Annotated in this window: 15 protein-coding genes; 8 read left to right on the top strand and 7 right to left on the bottom strand. The window is 31.0% G+C overall.

Annotation, left to right across the window (positions count from 1 at the left end; translation table 11 throughout):
• The first annotated feature begins 248 nt into the window (after nucleotides 1-248).
• Both SIB53_RS07305 and SIB53_RS07310 read left to right on the top strand, forming a co-directional pair.
• A complete protein-coding gene (locus SIB53_RS07305) occupies nucleotides 249-1,634 on the top strand; it encodes a sodium/glutamate symporter (RefSeq protein WP_413677592.1) in 1,386 nt (461 codons plus the stop codon).
• 70 nt (nucleotides 1,635-1,704) lie between these two features.
• Entirely contained in the window at nucleotides 1,705-1,962 is a 258-nt protein-coding gene (locus SIB53_RS07310) for a hypothetical protein (protein ID WP_413677593.1), read from the top strand.
• 9 nt (nucleotides 1,963-1,971) lie between these two features.
• Here the strand turns inward: SIB53_RS07310 and SIB53_RS07315 are convergent, their stop codons facing one another.
• Nucleotides 1,972-2,643, bottom strand: coding sequence for a glutathione S-transferase (locus tag SIB53_RS07315; protein ID WP_413677594.1), 672 nt, complete (start codon nucleotides 2,641-2,643; stop codon nucleotides 1,972-1,974).
• Nucleotides 2,644-2,829: 186 nt separating this feature from the next.
• On the opposite strand from SIB53_RS07315, the gene SIB53_RS07320 reads away from it, so the two are divergent.
• The gene (locus SIB53_RS07320) at nucleotides 2,830-3,390 is read left to right on the top strand and encodes a GIY-YIG nuclease family protein (protein WP_413677595.1); all 561 of its coding nucleotides are present in this window, start codon (nucleotides 2,830-2,832) and stop codon (nucleotides 3,388-3,390) included.
• 105 nt (nucleotides 3,391-3,495) lie between these two features.
• Complete coding sequence (locus SIB53_RS07325) at nucleotides 3,496-3,750, top strand: hypothetical protein (protein WP_413677596.1); 255 nt, start codon at nucleotides 3,496-3,498, stop codon at nucleotides 3,748-3,750.
• Between the two features lie 17 nt (nucleotides 3,751-3,767).
• Here SIB53_RS07325 and SIB53_RS07330 read toward each other — a convergent pair whose 3' ends face one another.
• Nucleotides 3,768-4,481 carry an SDR family NAD(P)-dependent oxidoreductase gene (locus SIB53_RS07330; RefSeq protein WP_413677597.1) on the bottom strand — a complete coding sequence of 238 codons (714 nt, stop codon included), beginning with the start codon at nucleotides 4,479-4,481 and terminating at the stop codon, nucleotides 3,768-3,770.
• Nucleotides 4,478-5,764 carry a lycopene beta cyclase gene (crtL, locus tag SIB53_RS07335; protein ID WP_413677598.1) on the bottom strand — a complete coding sequence of 429 codons (1,287 nt, stop codon included), beginning with the start codon at nucleotides 5,762-5,764 and terminating at the stop codon, nucleotides 4,478-4,480. Before crtL ends, SIB53_RS07330 begins: the two co-directional genes overlap by 4 nt.
• Nucleotides 5,765-6,062: 298 nt before the next feature.
• On the opposite strand from crtL, the gene SIB53_RS07340 reads away from it, so the two are divergent.
• Complete coding sequence (locus tag SIB53_RS07340; RefSeq protein WP_413677599.1) at nucleotides 6,063-7,085, top strand: SDR family NAD(P)-dependent oxidoreductase; 1,023 nt, start codon at nucleotides 6,063-6,065, stop codon at nucleotides 7,083-7,085.
• Here the strand turns inward: SIB53_RS07340 and SIB53_RS07345 are convergent.
• Together SIB53_RS07345 and SIB53_RS07350 are read right to left on the bottom strand one after the other, a co-directional pair.
• Nucleotides 7,078-8,109 carry a mechanosensitive ion channel family protein gene (locus SIB53_RS07345; protein ID WP_413677600.1) on the bottom strand — a complete coding sequence of 344 codons (1,032 nt, stop codon included), beginning with the start codon at nucleotides 8,107-8,109 and terminating at the stop codon, nucleotides 7,078-7,080. The genes SIB53_RS07340 and SIB53_RS07345 overlap by 8 nt on opposite strands.
• Before the next feature lie 65 nt (nucleotides 8,110-8,174).
• Complete coding sequence (locus SIB53_RS07350) at nucleotides 8,175-8,774, bottom strand: isochorismatase family protein (protein WP_413677601.1); 600 nt, start codon at nucleotides 8,772-8,774, stop codon at nucleotides 8,175-8,177.
• Nucleotides 8,775-8,905: 131 nt separating this feature from the next.
• Between SIB53_RS07350 and SIB53_RS07355 the strand changes: the two genes are divergently transcribed.
• Nucleotides 8,906-9,370, top strand: a complete 465-nt coding sequence (locus tag SIB53_RS07355; RefSeq protein WP_413679134.1) for a Fur family transcriptional regulator — start codon at nucleotides 8,906-8,908, stop codon at nucleotides 9,368-9,370.
• 10 nt (nucleotides 9,371-9,380) lie between these two features.
• Here the strand turns inward: SIB53_RS07355 and arsS are convergent, their stop codons facing one another.
• Both arsS and stpA read right to left on the bottom strand, forming a co-directional pair.
• Nucleotides 9,381-10,325, bottom strand: coding sequence for an arsenosugar biosynthesis radical SAM (seleno)protein ArsS (gene arsS / locus SIB53_RS07360; RefSeq protein WP_413677602.1), 945 nt, complete (start codon nucleotides 10,323-10,325; stop codon nucleotides 9,381-9,383).
• An 85-nt stretch (nucleotides 10,326-10,410) separates the two neighbouring features.
• Nucleotides 10,411-11,604, bottom strand: coding sequence for a glucosylglycerol 3-phosphatase (gene stpA / locus SIB53_RS07365; protein WP_413677603.1), 1,194 nt, complete (start codon nucleotides 11,602-11,604; stop codon nucleotides 10,411-10,413).
• Nucleotides 11,605-11,772: 168 nt separating this feature from the next.
• Here stpA and SIB53_RS07370 point away from each other — a divergent pair, with 168 nt between their 5' ends.
• Both SIB53_RS07370 and SIB53_RS07375 read left to right on the top strand, forming a co-directional pair.
• Nucleotides 11,773-13,314, top strand: coding sequence for a hypothetical protein (locus SIB53_RS07370; protein WP_413677604.1), 1,542 nt, complete (start codon nucleotides 11,773-11,775; stop codon nucleotides 13,312-13,314).
• Between the two features lie 10 nt (nucleotides 13,315-13,324).
• Complete coding sequence (locus SIB53_RS07375) at nucleotides 13,325-14,488, top strand: aminoglycoside phosphotransferase family protein (RefSeq protein WP_413677605.1); 1,164 nt, start codon at nucleotides 13,325-13,327, stop codon at nucleotides 14,486-14,488.
• Nucleotides 14,489-14,499: the final 11 nt, after the last annotated feature.

The following is a 14,499-nucleotide window of genomic DNA, read 5'->3' on the forward strand; positions in this document are numbered from 1 at the left end:
GGTAATATTTATCAATAGCTCAATAACATCAATGAGTATTAAATATATTTCTTATTAGTTTATCTTTTTTAAAAAATTTATTTAACAAATCCCTAGGTATAGATTGATCTTATAGTTACTAATAATTAGAATTAATTAAATGATTTGATTGAGATATGATAAGAATCTAATTTGCTATCGATGTTAAATATTCATATGGGATATTATTTTTTAGGAATTTTCTTTTACTTCCGTAAGCTCGTTAATAGATGAGGCTTTCGTTTTTAGGTTTGGAAGACCTATATAAAATTAATGCAATCCCAACGTTAGTCCTTTCCTTAGGTTTGCTTGGAATTATAGGAATTCTTCTAACCCTTGGTAGAAGATTGGATTCTGCAATGAAGTTGGAAAGATTTGGTATTCCCATTGCCCTTTTAGTTGGAGCATTAGGTTTTTTAATTGGTCCTTATGGACCTTTTTCTGTATTACCAGAAAGGGTTCTGAATACTTGGATGCAATTACCAACTCCATTGCTTACGTTGGTTTTTGCGACCTTAATGCTAGGAAGACCTATTCCAAGAATTAGTGCTTTATGGAAACCAGTTGCTTCGCAAGCATTGCTTGGCCTTTTGTTAGGTTTTGGTCAATATGTTGTTGGTGGGATAATTGTGTTGTCATATCTGCTTCCTTATCTAGGAGTAGATCCACTGATGGGATGCATTATTGAAGTTGGTTTTGAAGGAGGGCATGGAGCTGCAGCAATAATGGGAGATAGTTTTATGAATTTAGGCTTCCCTGAGGGATTAGATCTGGGATTTGCAATGGCAACTGTAGGTTTACTTGCTTCTACTTTGTTAGGGAGCGGTTTAGTTGTTTTAGGTAGGTTTTTTGGATGGCTTGTACCTGCTGAACAAGAACTCACAAATGATTTAAATGACTTTGAATTGGAATTTAAACCAATTGAACAACTTAAGTTGCTTTTATATAATTTTGCTCTAGTAGGATTAGCGGTATTGGTTGGAATCTTTTTACTCTATTGTTTAAGGTTATCTTCTACTTATTTAAGTGATATAAGTAAGCAGGTGATATTAGCTTTTCCAGTTTTCCCGTTGGCTTTGATGGGTTCATTTTTAGTAAGATTCTTATTAGAAAAAGCTGGTAAGACTAAATTAGTCTCATCACTTTTTCAACGTGAGATTGGCATACTTTCAACAGATTTACTAATAATTACCGCCATGGCCGGATTGAATTTACCTTTATTAATTAACTACTGGGTTCCAATAACGATTTTAGCCATAGGTGGATTGATTTGGAATCTTTTAGGGATGTTGATTTTTTCTAGATTATTTTTTAGAGAAGAATGGTTTGAAAGAGCAATAGCAGAGTTTGGAAATTCAACTGGAGTTGCAGCTAGTGGACTATTGCTTTTGAGATTGGCTGATCCTAGAAATTCTACTAATACTTTACCTGTATTTTCTATTAAGCAATTATTTTTACAACCACTTCTTTCTGGAGGCCTAATTACAGTAATAGCTCCCTTGTTTATTAGTAGTTTTGGGCTTAAAGGGTGGACAGAATTTTGTGGATTAATTTCATTGTCTTTATGCGTAGTAGCAATATCTTTGCAGTCAAAATATAAAAAGGCATCAGCATGACAATAAATATACTTAACTAAAGTTATAATTTTATAAATATTAGTTTTAATAAAACATTTGTCTCTTTTACATGAACCGAGAACTTTACAAAGAAATCCCTCCTCAAGAATTAAAAGAAAAATGGTTTAAAAGTCATCTACTTGGAAAAGAGGTTGAATTAAGAGAACTCTATGATTTACCTCAGGACCAGTTGGATTTAATCATGGCAGAGACCGCAGAGTTTAGGAGCGATATAGGAAATAGAGATAGAAATTTAGGTAAATTTTGTACAGCTGGTTATTTTTTAGAGTTATCAAGAATCATTGACAAAAGAAGGGCCTCAGAATGATTTTCTACTTTATTGTCCAAAAAATAGAGGTTCATTTTGCTTGCTCCATGGTTCATTTTTTTTCATAATTATTGGGTATTTCTCATGCGTAAAAAAATAATTTAACCAACTTCTTAAATGTTTGATTTCATGGTTCTGATCAAACTTTTTTATGTCCGCTATTCTAAATTGCCTTACAAATGGCCAGATAGCCCAATCGGCTAAGGTTTCTTTTGCATCAACAAGAAATAACGGTTTTCCTTCGTTTGAAAATACTTTTAATCTGTTATTTAAAGATAAAAGTATTTTCATAGCTTCAGCGCGATGACTTGCTGATTCTTCAAAATTAAATCTAGATGCATATTTAAACCGATCCAAATGATATTTAAATACTTTATCATTTGTTTCTATAAGGCTAAATATTACTTCTAACTTCTCATTATTATTATCACCAAGTAATTCATGCATATTTGATCTTTCAATACTCCAGATCATTATTTCTAAGCTCTCATCAATTACTTTATTCAATCTAGTCTGTAAAACAGGTACAGTTGCTTTTTTAGAAATTTGAATTAGTTCAATAGGTTTATTCTTTAGTTCGACCTCTCTTAACTCTACTACCTGATTTGTATTTAATAAAGCCCATCTAGCTCTAATTGCGTAAGGACATCTTCTAAAGCTATATAGAATATTGTGATTCATGATTTTCCTGTTAAAATCATCTTGTTCCCTATCCCTAGTTATGTTTAGTTAATTCTATAAATAGTAAATATATTATGCTTAACAAGTATATCCCTTATAATTTATTTTGGATGTTACATTTTACTATAAAATATAATCCATTATTCTTATATTCCAAAAGCTTCATTTCTTAAGAAAATAAAAATTATGTCAGGATTTGTTTATTTAATGAAAAATGGTGATTTGTATAAACTCGGATCTACCACTAATTTGAAAAGTGAGGCTAGTAAAATGAAGCCAGGTGAAATAATTTCTTCTTTAAAAACTAGTGATCCCAAATCTTTTGAGGTAAGATTGCTAAGGCTTTATAAGAAAAAAAGAATTCCGGATACGAACTATTTTCGTTTATCTGAATCAGAAGTTAATGATTGTAAAAAACATTTAGAAGGCAAAAGCAATTTCCCAAAAAGCTTAAATGATGAGTTAAGAATAGGATTAAATGGATCTTTGTTTTTTGCAGCCATAACTTTTCTGGTTTCATTCCTTATTAATAAGATGTATATATATAGTTTCTTTCTTTCCATATTATTTGCCTCACTCCCCATGTGGTCACTTGCAATCCTTGGTAGTTTTGGCGGCTACGATACAGATGACCTTGCACTTTTCTCGACAGTTTCTAATAGGTTAAAGGGCCTTTTGATAGCTATTTCTATGGTTTCCGTTGGATATGTTCTATATACTTTTTCTCGCTTTTCAATTGCCTTTTAATCTAAACAATAATTTTTTATTTCTATACATATAATTTATAAATTCTTGCTTAATTATCAAATTATAGCTATAAATATATTTAATAGGTAATGAGCTTTGGCGAGTATGAACATTTCTGATTATCTTCAATTCTTAGAACCAATACAAGAACAGCTTAATAAGTTTTACTCAATTGCTTCTTTAGCTTTTACCGTTTTAATTTGTTTATGGCTCTTTAATTTTATAGTTGGTCTTATACAAAGAACGTATTCAGTAGGTAAAGCTATAGGAAGTTTTTATAGAAATTATATTCATAAGTATCTTCGTAATGCAATTCTTGGAGCGTTGAACACATTTAAGAAAACCAGTAATCCTATTTAAAAAGCATGGTTTTTCTTCTAAATGATTGTTTCAAGTTGACAATTTAGTGCAATTTCAAAAGGAACAGAACTGTTTGGTAGACCCAGTAAATTTGAACAAATAGATGCAATATCATTTGTCTGTGTCATGTCTTTTTTTGGAAAATGATTTATTTCTTTTGCCATGTCTGTATTTACCCATCCTGGACAAATAGCTGTAACTCTAATACCTTTTTCCCATCCTACATTTCTCATGGTTTGACATAAGCTCATTAAAGCGAATTTACTCATTGAATAGCTAGCCAAGTTCCCTTTTGAGCGTTTTCCACTCATCGATACCAATACAATAATTCTTGCTGAATTACTAAGGGATAAATACTTCCAAGCATGTTTTGTTAATATCCACGGTCCCATCACATTAACTTTCCATAGATCTTCAATATCTTTAATTTCATCATCATTAAATAATAAATTTGTCTTTTTAAATATCCCAGCACAATGAATAATAGTATCAATATGTTTAAAAGTTTTGACAGTTTTCTCTACCCATTCCTTTGATGAGTTTTGATCAGTTGCATTATAGGTATGTACTAAGAATGTATCTGGATTTTTAGATCTTGGATCTAAGGTTGTATTGATCAAATCCTTTTTTTCCCTAACTCCCAAGCTTAATGAATGTCCTTCTTTAAGTAATTTTAATGCTATTGCTTTGCCTATACCTCTACTTGCGCCACTTATAAGGATTTTTCTCATTTATTATTAACTATTAATGCTTTAAATAATAAATTTAATTCTCTACCATGCATATTCATTAAGCCTTGTTTGATTGTCCAGGGTGATTTCCTAAACATCTTCCACATTGCGGATATTAGTTCTTTAAGGCTAAGTGTATTTGTAAGGAATCCATACCATTGTTTATTAGGTAAACTAAAAAATTCTACAAAAAATCCTCTTAATAACTTCTCTTCGAATCGCATCAGTTTTTCTAATCCAAATTTATAAATAGCTTGTTTCCTTCTCAGTTCTGATGGCCATAATGCTTCCCAACCTTTCTTTGCTAGTGAAGCTGAGGATGCTTTTGGGTCTTTCATTGCTAATGAAAGGACTTTTGCAACTTTAGGAGCTCTTCTTAAAAGGCTGCCAACCATGTATCCAGATGCGGGATGTACCATTCCAGCAGAACCGCCAAATCCAAGGATCGGCTGTGTTAGATCAGGAATAGGCATGTTCATTGGCAGATATGAACCATGCTCTTCATGTACAAGACTTTTTATTTCTAAACCCCGAGTCTGTAATCTTTTTTCCAGTCTTCTTTTTAACTCATCAAGAGAGACTGGAGGAAATAGTCCTAAGGATGTTTCTTCTAAGAAAAACTTTCCATCTCCCATATCCATGGCATATAAAAATGTTGGAGCTTCTTTTCTCTCCTCTGGATTCAAGTGGTCGCAGCGATAATCCATTAGAACAAATTGATCCTTCTCGACAGGGGGTGCGTTGAACTCCCCTACGATCCCGTAACAAGTTTGCACTGCTACTGGCCCTTGGTTAGTAGATTTAATAAAAACAGGTTTGTAGCCAGTTGCGTCAATTACCAACCGAGCCTTAAGTTCCTTGCCCTTAGACGTTTTAACTGTGCTGGTTAATTCATTCGTTTCTAAGTTGAGTGCAGATCCCTTATGCCATTCTATTTCAGCCTTATTGCATTGCGCTAACCAATAAGCTTGTAATTTGTTTTTATCAAAAAGTCCATAATCTCTATTATGTTTCGTAACCTCATTTTTTTTTGAATTTGGATCCTTGTCTCCTTCACCAAAATAACTAATGGTGTTTACCCATCTATGTTCAAGTAAATGACTTAGACCAAGTTCGTCAACCTCTTCACCCCAAATTCCATAAGTGAAGGGCCAAGGTTCCTCTGGCGATTGCTCCGATAAGATTTCAACATTTAAGTTTTCACTGGCTAATGCTGCCGCTATTGATAAAGCGCCTGGGCCCGAGCCTAGTACTAGAGCATCTTTTAATGCACTTGTACTCATAGATCCCCTTGAGGAACATAGGTATTTCCTTTTACTTGGAGTCGAAAAATAGGATTTAATTTCTTAGAATAAAAATTAGTTATTTGATTGCCTTCCTGAAGTACCACTTTAAACACCATTGCCTATAGAATCAACAATAGCTCGTGAAGGCATTAACAATGAATTGTATTAATGTTTTTTATCAACTTAAAGATTTTATTTTGTTTTTAAGTATTTATGAAGAGTTTTTGATTGAAAATTGAAATAATAAACAATTTAATTTAATTCTAAAATCATCCCATATAAAAATGAATAATTTATGAAAGAAAAATCAAGTATTTCAAAAAAAGATAAACCTTTAACTATTTTTATAACAGGTGGTTCATCAGGTATTGGTTATCAAGCAGTATTAAAATTAATTTTCCTTGGTCATAATATAATTTTACCTTGTAAAAATATATATAGAGCAAATGAAGTATTGACTAATATACTTAATCAATCTCCAGCTAAATTATCTAAGAAAGGTGAGATTTATACTCCCATAATGGATCTTTCTGATTTTAAAAGTATTGATTCTCTTTGCTCTGAACTTAAAAAAAAATGTGTTAATATCGATGTTTTAATTTTGAATGCCGGTCTTCAATATACCGGATCAAAAACACCTAGAATGTCATCTCAGGGGGTTGAATTAACTTTTGCAGTTAATCATTTATCACATTTCTACCTAACACAAAAGATATTACCTTTAATAGATATAAAAAATGATCCAAGAATAATTATTACCTCTTCAGAAGTTCATAATCCTAACAGTGGTGGAGGTAAAGTAGGAGCCAAGGCAAGCTTGGGAAATTTAAAAGGATTAGAATCTGGTGTAGGTTTTGAAATGATTGATGGAAATAAATTCAATGCTGACAAAGCATATAAAGATAGTAAATTATGTAATATTCTTTTTGCAAGAAAGTTAAGTAATAATTTGATAAGCAAGAAATTGCTAATCCCAGTTATTGCATGGGCTCCAGGCTTGGTTATCTCTAAAGATAATTTAGGATTTTTTAGGTATAGTAGAAAATATAATCAATTAGGACAAATATTATTTGCTTTTGTAGCTAGAGATATTTTGAGAATAACCACATCAAATAAAAATGCAGGTTTACTTTTAAGCAATCTAACTTGTTTATCTAAATATAGAAAACCTGGTTTCAATTATTATAGTAATAAAATTATTTCATCAGGTAAATTTATTTTTGAAGAAACTGATATCAGTAACGAAGCACAAGCAGGAGAATTATCAGATAAATTATGGGATTTATCTCAATCATTAATAGATAAGATACTTAGCTAAATATCTCTTGTTTATTTACATGAATAGTTTGGGTTGGGTATGCAAAGTTAATGTTTTCACTTTGAAACTTCTTCATTATTTCTAGATTAATTTCTTGCTGAGCTGACATTGCTTGAAGATAATCACTTGTGGGAATGTAATAGACAAGTTCAAAGTCAAGACTGCTATTTGCGAATTCGATAAAATGACATCGGTCGAAGATCGCATTTTCAGTTTTATCAACGATATTTTTTATAATCATAGGTATGCTTTTTGTTTGTTCATATGTGGTTTCATAGACCACACCTAATTTATGAACCAATCTTCTTTTCTTCATCTCAGCATAATTTGAAATTACTCCATTTGTGAGTCTGCTATTACTCATTACTATTGCTTCTCCGTTAATACTTCTTAAGCGTGTGGATCTGACACCTACACTCTCAACTTTTGCCCAAATTCCATCAATATGAATAAATTGTCCACTTTGAAATGGTTTATCTAGCAGGATCGTTATGTATTCGAAGAACTCTTGAACTGGTTCTTTCAAGGCTAGTCCAGCTCCTATACCTCCTGCACTTAAAAGAGCCCAAATAGCTGCCATTTGGACACCCATATTTTGAAGATAAAAAATAACGCCTAGACTCCAAACAGATGCCCCAACCATAGGACTAAGTGAACGAATCATTTCACTGATAGATTGATCATTTATTTTGCTTGCCCATCTTTGTATTATTTTTAAGAAAACTCTATTTACAAATCTGACAATATAAATAAGGCATAGAAACTTACTAATACCAATCAATGTCTTATCTACTATTCCACCAATTAGTAAGACTTTCCATGCAACTATGAAACTTAGGATAAATCCTAAAGGTTTTATAGTCTCAATTAAAAGAGTAGCTATGTAGTCATCAGTTTTGCTTTGTGTTGCAGAGGTTATTCTTCTTAAAAGCTTTTTTAGAATTTTTGGACTTACTAGGGAAATAATACAACCTACGCTAAAAGTTAGTAATGAAATAATTATGTTTTTATAAAAATCATCCATGATGTCAGATTACTTTTCTTCAGATTGCCTGAAAAAAATCATTTGTCTAGATATTTTCTAATTATTTAATTTGAAAATGAATTTTTTAAAATTTTACTAACCTCCCTAAATTCTTTTCTATTAGAGGTCTTACATAATTCACATATTAGACTTTCAGTCGTGGATGCAACTGCACCAGACAATATCAGCCGTAAAAAAGCAGTATCATTATCTATTTCATTTCTACTTCCAATAGCATCTCTTGGGATTAGAATGTTTAACCCTTGTTGTAAAAGATCAATCGATGTCTGAAGAATACATATATGACTCTCAATTCCACAAACTATTATATTTTTAAAATTATATTCATTTACATAATTTATAAAGTTCTTTTTCTTACTACAACTAAATTCCATTTTCTCAAATTTAGGATATTCATTATTTTCTGCAATTGGTTCTATGGTCTTCCCAAGCTTCAATGGGTTTTGTTCCGTAATAGCGATACGAACATTAAGTAAATTACATGTATCGATAAGCTTTTTAATGTTAAATATTAATAATTTATTGTTTTTGATATTGTTAATAAGTTTTTGTTGTACATCTACTATAAGTAGTAATGTTTCATCCTCTAATAATAAATCATTATTATTGATTGGGCTGCGATTATCTTTTACAAATTGATCCATTTTAGAATTTTTTTGTTTATTTAAATATAAATCATCTAATAAACTTAGGCACTATTTATATCAAAAGCCCTGAGGAAGCTTTCCCTTGTTGCAGGTTGTTCTCATTACGCTAAACTATTGAGAAAACAAGGCTGATATTGGTTTCTCCCTCTTCCTATCGTACTCATTCCTCTCCTTTTGAAACTGGCCTTCGTTCAGATGGTAAAAGAATGACACCACAGAGGAAAAAGGTTCTTTCTTTGTTTGAAGAGATTGGCTCTGGAATTCATCTTAGTGCGGAGGAGGTCCATTCCAAATTGACAAATTCTGGGGAGAAGGTTTCTCTTGCAACTATTTACAGAACCTTAAAACTCTTGGTCAAGATGACCTTCCTTAATGAACTTGATTTAAGTGAGGGAGGGAATAGGTTCGAATTGCTTAGTCATGATCATCCAGATCACCATCATTTGATTTGTATTCGTTGTGGAAGAACAGAAGAGTTTGAAAATAATGATGTCATTAATGCTGGTAAAGCAGCAGCTAAAAACTTTGGATTTAAATTATTGGAGTCATCGTTAAACGTAAGAGCATTATGTCCAAAATGTTTTAACAAATAAACCTTGTTTGTTAAGTTAATTCTCCACCACAACTTGAACCAGCTCCAGCAGTGCAGCCAAAACAATGATTTCCTATTGAAATAGGATTATTCTTTAAAGGGACAAGCGGAATCAATAGATCATTCAAATGCTTGACTTTACCTTTTCTCTTCATTCCAAGTTGTTGGTTAAAATCACAATCATATAAATAACCTTTCCAATCAACACTCAGAGTTGTTCTGCACATTACTGAATTAAGATTTACTGGATTATGATTATCTTTAAGTAATTTATTATATTCTTCTAGTTTACCAATTATCTTTAAATAGTTTTCATATCTATTAATTGGCATATTAGCTAAAACAAATAAATTCGAGAAAAAAATACCATACCTTTCTTTTAGTTCTATTCTATAAGTATCCTCTAATTCTTTTTGGGATGGTGGAAGTTGTGGACCGCTTGGATTATAGACTAGATTCAAAAGTAGACCTTTATCTTTTTTGCCGTAACCCAAGGTGTTAAGCTGTTTAAGAGCTAATATACTTTTTTCAAAAACACCTTTTCCTCGTTGTTTGTCAACATTATCCTCGAGATAACAAGGAAGTGATGCAGTTATTTGTACTTTTTTTTTCGCTAAAAAACTTGCTAAATGTTCATAGCCTGGCTCTGTAAGTATTGTTAAATTACATCTGTCCATTACTTCAACATTAAGGCTACGTACTTCTTCTACTAATTTTTTAAATTTAGGATGAAGTTCAGGGGCTCCTCCAGTAATATCTAGTAGCTTAATATTGTTAGATTTTATGACTTTAGGTATAAGATTAATAATATCATCGCTCATCATCTCTGTTCTACTTGGACTAGAATTAACATGACAATGACTGCAGGCTTGATTACACTTATAACCTATATTTATTTGCAAAGTATCAAGATAGTCTCTCCTGATTTCTGGGAATTTTGTTTTAGCTATCTCCATAGTGATCTATATCGCTAGCATAATCTTTGATTATAGTTAAATATTTATCTCAGTGTGAATATTTTATATTTTTATTACTAATTAGCTAATAGTTGCTAGCTAATTGTTTAAACCACTCTATATATTCTTTCGGGCCATCATTAATAATCATATTGAATTTTAAATCATCATTAGGATCACTTATGCCTTTCATATCAGTTCCACTAATTCTTGGTCTTAATACCTGATCGTTGCAGCTATTAACAAATACAACTTGATTCTCTTTATTATATGATTCGCCCAGCCTTTGGATCAATGTTAAGAAACCTCTATCACTTCCACCTCTTAACCAAGAATTATATTTAATATCTTTAACAGAGGTTACTGTATCGCCAACACCTATTAGAAGTGGCATTTGATTACTAGGAATTTTATCTCTGCATAGCTCTATTAATTTATTATGTGTCTTTGGAGCATTCCTAACGTTGAAGTTTTCACCGAAAGGATAAATTCCAGTTTTGTTTGCTATGTATTTATTTAATAACAATAAAAGACCTGCTTCTTTTATTGCACCCTTGATAATGAACTGAATATCTGTTGTCCCGAATTCATTTTGAGTTGAATATTTCATTATTTCTTTGCCATCTCTTATTCCTAGATTTGGCATCAAATGCAGATAAAAAGAATTATCTAAGCCAAAATTTTTAGAATCTTCTAGTAAATTATTCATTATTTTTTCCATAATTAATTGCAAATCTTTTACTTTTTGAAAATCATTTTTAACGTAGCTAAAAATTTCATTAAAGTTTAAAGTGGGAGTAAAGCGTGTATCACATACTGCCACATCAATTAATTTATTTTTTATTTCATAAGATAGATTTGGTAAGAATTTTCTTAATTCATTAGTTAACATTGATCGCATCATCTTTGGAACTTCTGCTAAAAAGTTAATCTCATTATCTTTGAGCCCTGGATGGGATAGATTACTAAATCTATCTTGAAATTCAACTCCACACGCCGCCAGGCCAGGTAAGTAAAGGCCATTTTCTTTTGCTGTTGTTTTTGAATTAAGTGCCTTCTCTACTAAACGATTAACTCCTCTTCTGCCTTCATGCTCCCCGCAGGTTAGGACTGCAAAATTCTCTCTTAATCTTGCAACGTCTTTCACATACTCTTTGTTGATTTCTCTTTTAAGTGGGTCTTGAACTAGTGGAATACAAACACCGTCAATATCCTGAACTATTAGAACATTTTTTTCATTTATTATAGTATCAATAACTTCTTCTTTAGTCTTAAACATTTTCATAAAAGAAGCCTTTAATGTTAGTTTACTCTAGTTGAAATCAAGATATAATTTCTTGATAGTTCTTATTTTTAAATAAGTATATAAATATATATTCAACATAATAAAAAATTATTTTTAAAGGTTCTTATTATTGTATATAATATTTTGGAATGCATATAAACTGTGTTTGATAAGAATTTAACTAATAGCTTTTTTGCTGAGCCTTATTCGAGTGAGCCTTTAGCTATAAGAATTAGAGAGGTATTGAATGGAAAAGTAGGTTTTTATAGTGTCGGCTTATATCCTGCCTCTCTTGCTTATAACTGTGCGTTGCAAAATGAGGGCTTCAATATTCTTCTAGCACCTAGGGAAGGTCGAGAGCTTTTCGGTGCCTTTTCTGCTATTGATCTCTCTGAAATGGATAACGGTATAAAAAATAAAATTGAATCTATGGCAATTTCAAATGATGATAAAGCAGGAGGATATAATACTCTTAAGGATTTAATAATTAACTGTGAATTAGTTGTTTTGAGTTCAAATAGTAAACATATAATAAAAGACGTTAATTTAGCATTTAAACTCAAAAAAGAACTTAATCGAGATAATGTTTTAATTGCATGCTTGGTTGGTTCATTTTGTCATGATTATAATTTGAATGAATCTTTTGTATTGTGCGAAAAATTAAATAATTTAGCTTTCTTTTCAGGGTTTCATCGACACGGAGCTCTTCGAAACCCATTAGATAGCTTTACTGCTAATTTTTGTCATCCAAATGCTATGAATGCCATATTAGGTGCAAAGTTATTAAATAAAATCTCACCAAATATTCAAGTTTCTGCAGGTATTCATAACGTTGAAGGTCAATATATAAAAGCTGCTAAAAATATATCTTCAATCTTAGCGGGTTTTGGTCATACTTTCCATAAGAATAATCCTGGATTGTTGCCAACTTTATTAACACTATTATTAGATCAATGCCTAGATCAGGCAGCCTATGTTTCCATGAGTCGAAAAGATAGGGAGAGTTTATATACAAAACAACCCTTCCCTATTACTGAACTTGGGTATAGCGTACAAAGCATACATGCATCCTATCTTAAGGATGGAGATTTTGTTCAGGTAAGAGATCATACTTTTACTCAATTGACAGCCATGGTTGCCGATGTGAGAGGGAGCATGATGTTGCCTGTAAGTGGTAAACCAACTAGGAATTTTCAAGCTGGTCAAATCTTAGCTGAGAAGATGATTGAGTATAAAAGATGTCCAAAAGGTGTAGATGAGTTTATAGAATGGTGCGAGAGTTCTGGTCTTAAACGAGGAGCTTTAGAAGGAATAAATTCTTTATATTATTGGCCAGATATCTTAAGAAAACATTCAATACCCTTGAATAGTTCCTCTATGATTAATCTTTTATATATGTGTACAATGGGCCCTCCTGAGATTAAAAAATATATTTATAATGTTATGTCAAGTAGCCGTGAATTAGCTAATTATTGTCAAGAATCTATTAAATCATTACAAAGCAAGAAAATATCTGATGCACTAAATAATTTCCATTTGAAAACTTCGATAGATTTTGTAACCAAGTCATTAATTGAACAAGATCAAGCATTTTTTGAATTGAATGAGACTGGAATTGATAATTCAATTGGACAAGAAGATAAGCCAATTTATAATAAAGTTATTGATTATATTCAAACTTATTTAATAGAATCTAATCTATAAAATAAATCCTATGGATTTTGATCAAATAAATTTGATTGCTGACAAATTTTTTGATAATAGTATACTTTTAAATATACATTTTATAGATTCTGGCCTTGTAAACAAAACATACATTGTTGAACATTTAATTAATGGTAAAAAGTCAAAATTTGTTTTGCAATGTCTTAGTAATATATTTGTATCCCATGAGAGAGTTAATATGAATCATAAATTAATAACCGATCATATCAAATTAAAAATAAAAAAAAACTCTCATAAATCTGATAATAAAAGATGGGAGGTTCCATGTTTAATTAAATGTAATTCTAATAACCTTTTTGTGTTGCCTTTTTACCCAGGCTATTGGCGAGCTATGGAATATATAGATGATACGATTAGCTTTGATATTTTAGAAGATAATAAAATGGCTTATCAAACAGGTCTTGGTCTTGCTAAGTTTCATGAAACATGTTCCGACATTGATCTTAAAAAATTAGAAAACACTATTAAGGATTTTCATAATACAAAGAATTACATTGAACAATTTAATATGATTATTAGAGATTATAACTTTATTAAATTAGACGGTAATATAAATAAAAGAGTTCAAAACTTAATTTTTAGCTTATCTAATCATATTTTATATGTTGAATCTTTATTAGGTTATTTAAAGAGAAAATCAATACAACCTAGTTTAATACATGGTGATCCTAAGTTAAGTAATTTTCTTTTTGATATTAAATATAGATATGTTGTTTCTTTGATTGATTTAGATACTGTATCATCTGGTTATTTGCTTACTGATTTGGCCGATTGTTTACGTTCTATTTGTAATATTGCTGGTGAGGATCCGGATAATATAGAGAATGTACACTTTGATATTAACAGTTGTAAGTATTTTCTAAATGGTTATTTCTCATTATCTAATCAAAACGGTGATTACTTTTTTGGGCTTATTCCAGAATTCATTTATATGATAATAGTTGAATTAACCATTAGATTCCTGACTGACTTTTTACAATCAAATAAGTACTTCAAAGTAAAATATCAAACTCAAAATTTATATAGAGCAGAGGTTCAATATCGATTACTATCTAGTTTCGTTACTCAAATCTCCACTTTCTCAAACTCACTTCACGAAATGGGGATTTCTTCAAATCCATCTTTTATCTCTCATGTACAAAAACTTGTTTAGGGTTTCACATA

It is taken from the genome of Prochlorococcus sp. MIT 0916 (genome assembly GCF_047305155.1).
GTDB lineage: Bacteria > Cyanobacteriota > Cyanobacteriia > PCC-6307 > Cyanobiaceae > Prochlorococcus_B.

Bases quoted from the DNA above. Each gene is read 5' to 3' on its own strand.
- SIB53_RS07305 (WP_413677592.1), top strand. From the start codon at position 249: ATGAGGCTTTCGTTTTTAGGTTTGGAAGACCTATATAAAATTAATGCA.
- SIB53_RS07310 (WP_413677593.1), top strand. From the start codon at position 1,705: ATGAACCGAGAACTTTACAAAGAAATCCCTCCTCAAGAATTAAAAGAA.
- SIB53_RS07315 (WP_413677594.1), bottom strand. From the start codon at position 2,643: ATGAATCACAATATTCTATATAGCTTTAGAAGATGTCCTTACGCAATT.
- SIB53_RS07320 (WP_413677595.1), top strand. From the start codon at position 2,830: ATGTCAGGATTTGTTTATTTAATGAAAAATGGTGATTTGTATAAACTC.
- SIB53_RS07325 (WP_413677596.1), top strand. From the start codon at position 3,496: ATGAACATTTCTGATTATCTTCAATTCTTAGAACCAATACAAGAACAG.
- SIB53_RS07330 (WP_413677597.1), bottom strand. From the start codon at position 4,481: ATGAGAAAAATCCTTATAAGTGGCGCAAGTAGAGGTATAGGCAAAGCA.
- crtL (WP_413677598.1), bottom strand. From the start codon at position 5,764: ATGAGTACAAGTGCATTAAAAGATGCTCTAGTACTAGGCTCGGGCCCA.
- SIB53_RS07340 (WP_413677599.1), top strand. From the start codon at position 6,063: ATGAAAGAAAAATCAAGTATTTCAAAAAAAGATAAACCTTTAACTATT.
- SIB53_RS07345 (WP_413677600.1), bottom strand. From the start codon at position 8,109: ATGGATGATTTTTATAAAAACATAATTATTTCATTACTAACTTTTAGC.
- SIB53_RS07350 (WP_413677601.1), bottom strand. From the start codon at position 8,774: ATGGATCAATTTGTAAAAGATAATCGCAGCCCAATCAATAATAATGAT.
- arsS (WP_413677602.1), bottom strand. From the start codon at position 10,325: ATGGAGATAGCTAAAACAAAATTCCCAGAAATCAGGAGAGACTATCTT.
- stpA (WP_413677603.1), bottom strand. From the start codon at position 11,604: ATGTTTAAGACTAAAGAAGAAGTTATTGATACTATAATAAATGAAAAA.
- SIB53_RS07375 (WP_413677605.1), top strand. From the start codon at position 13,325: ATGGATTTTGATCAAATAAATTTGATTGCTGACAAATTTTTTGATAAT.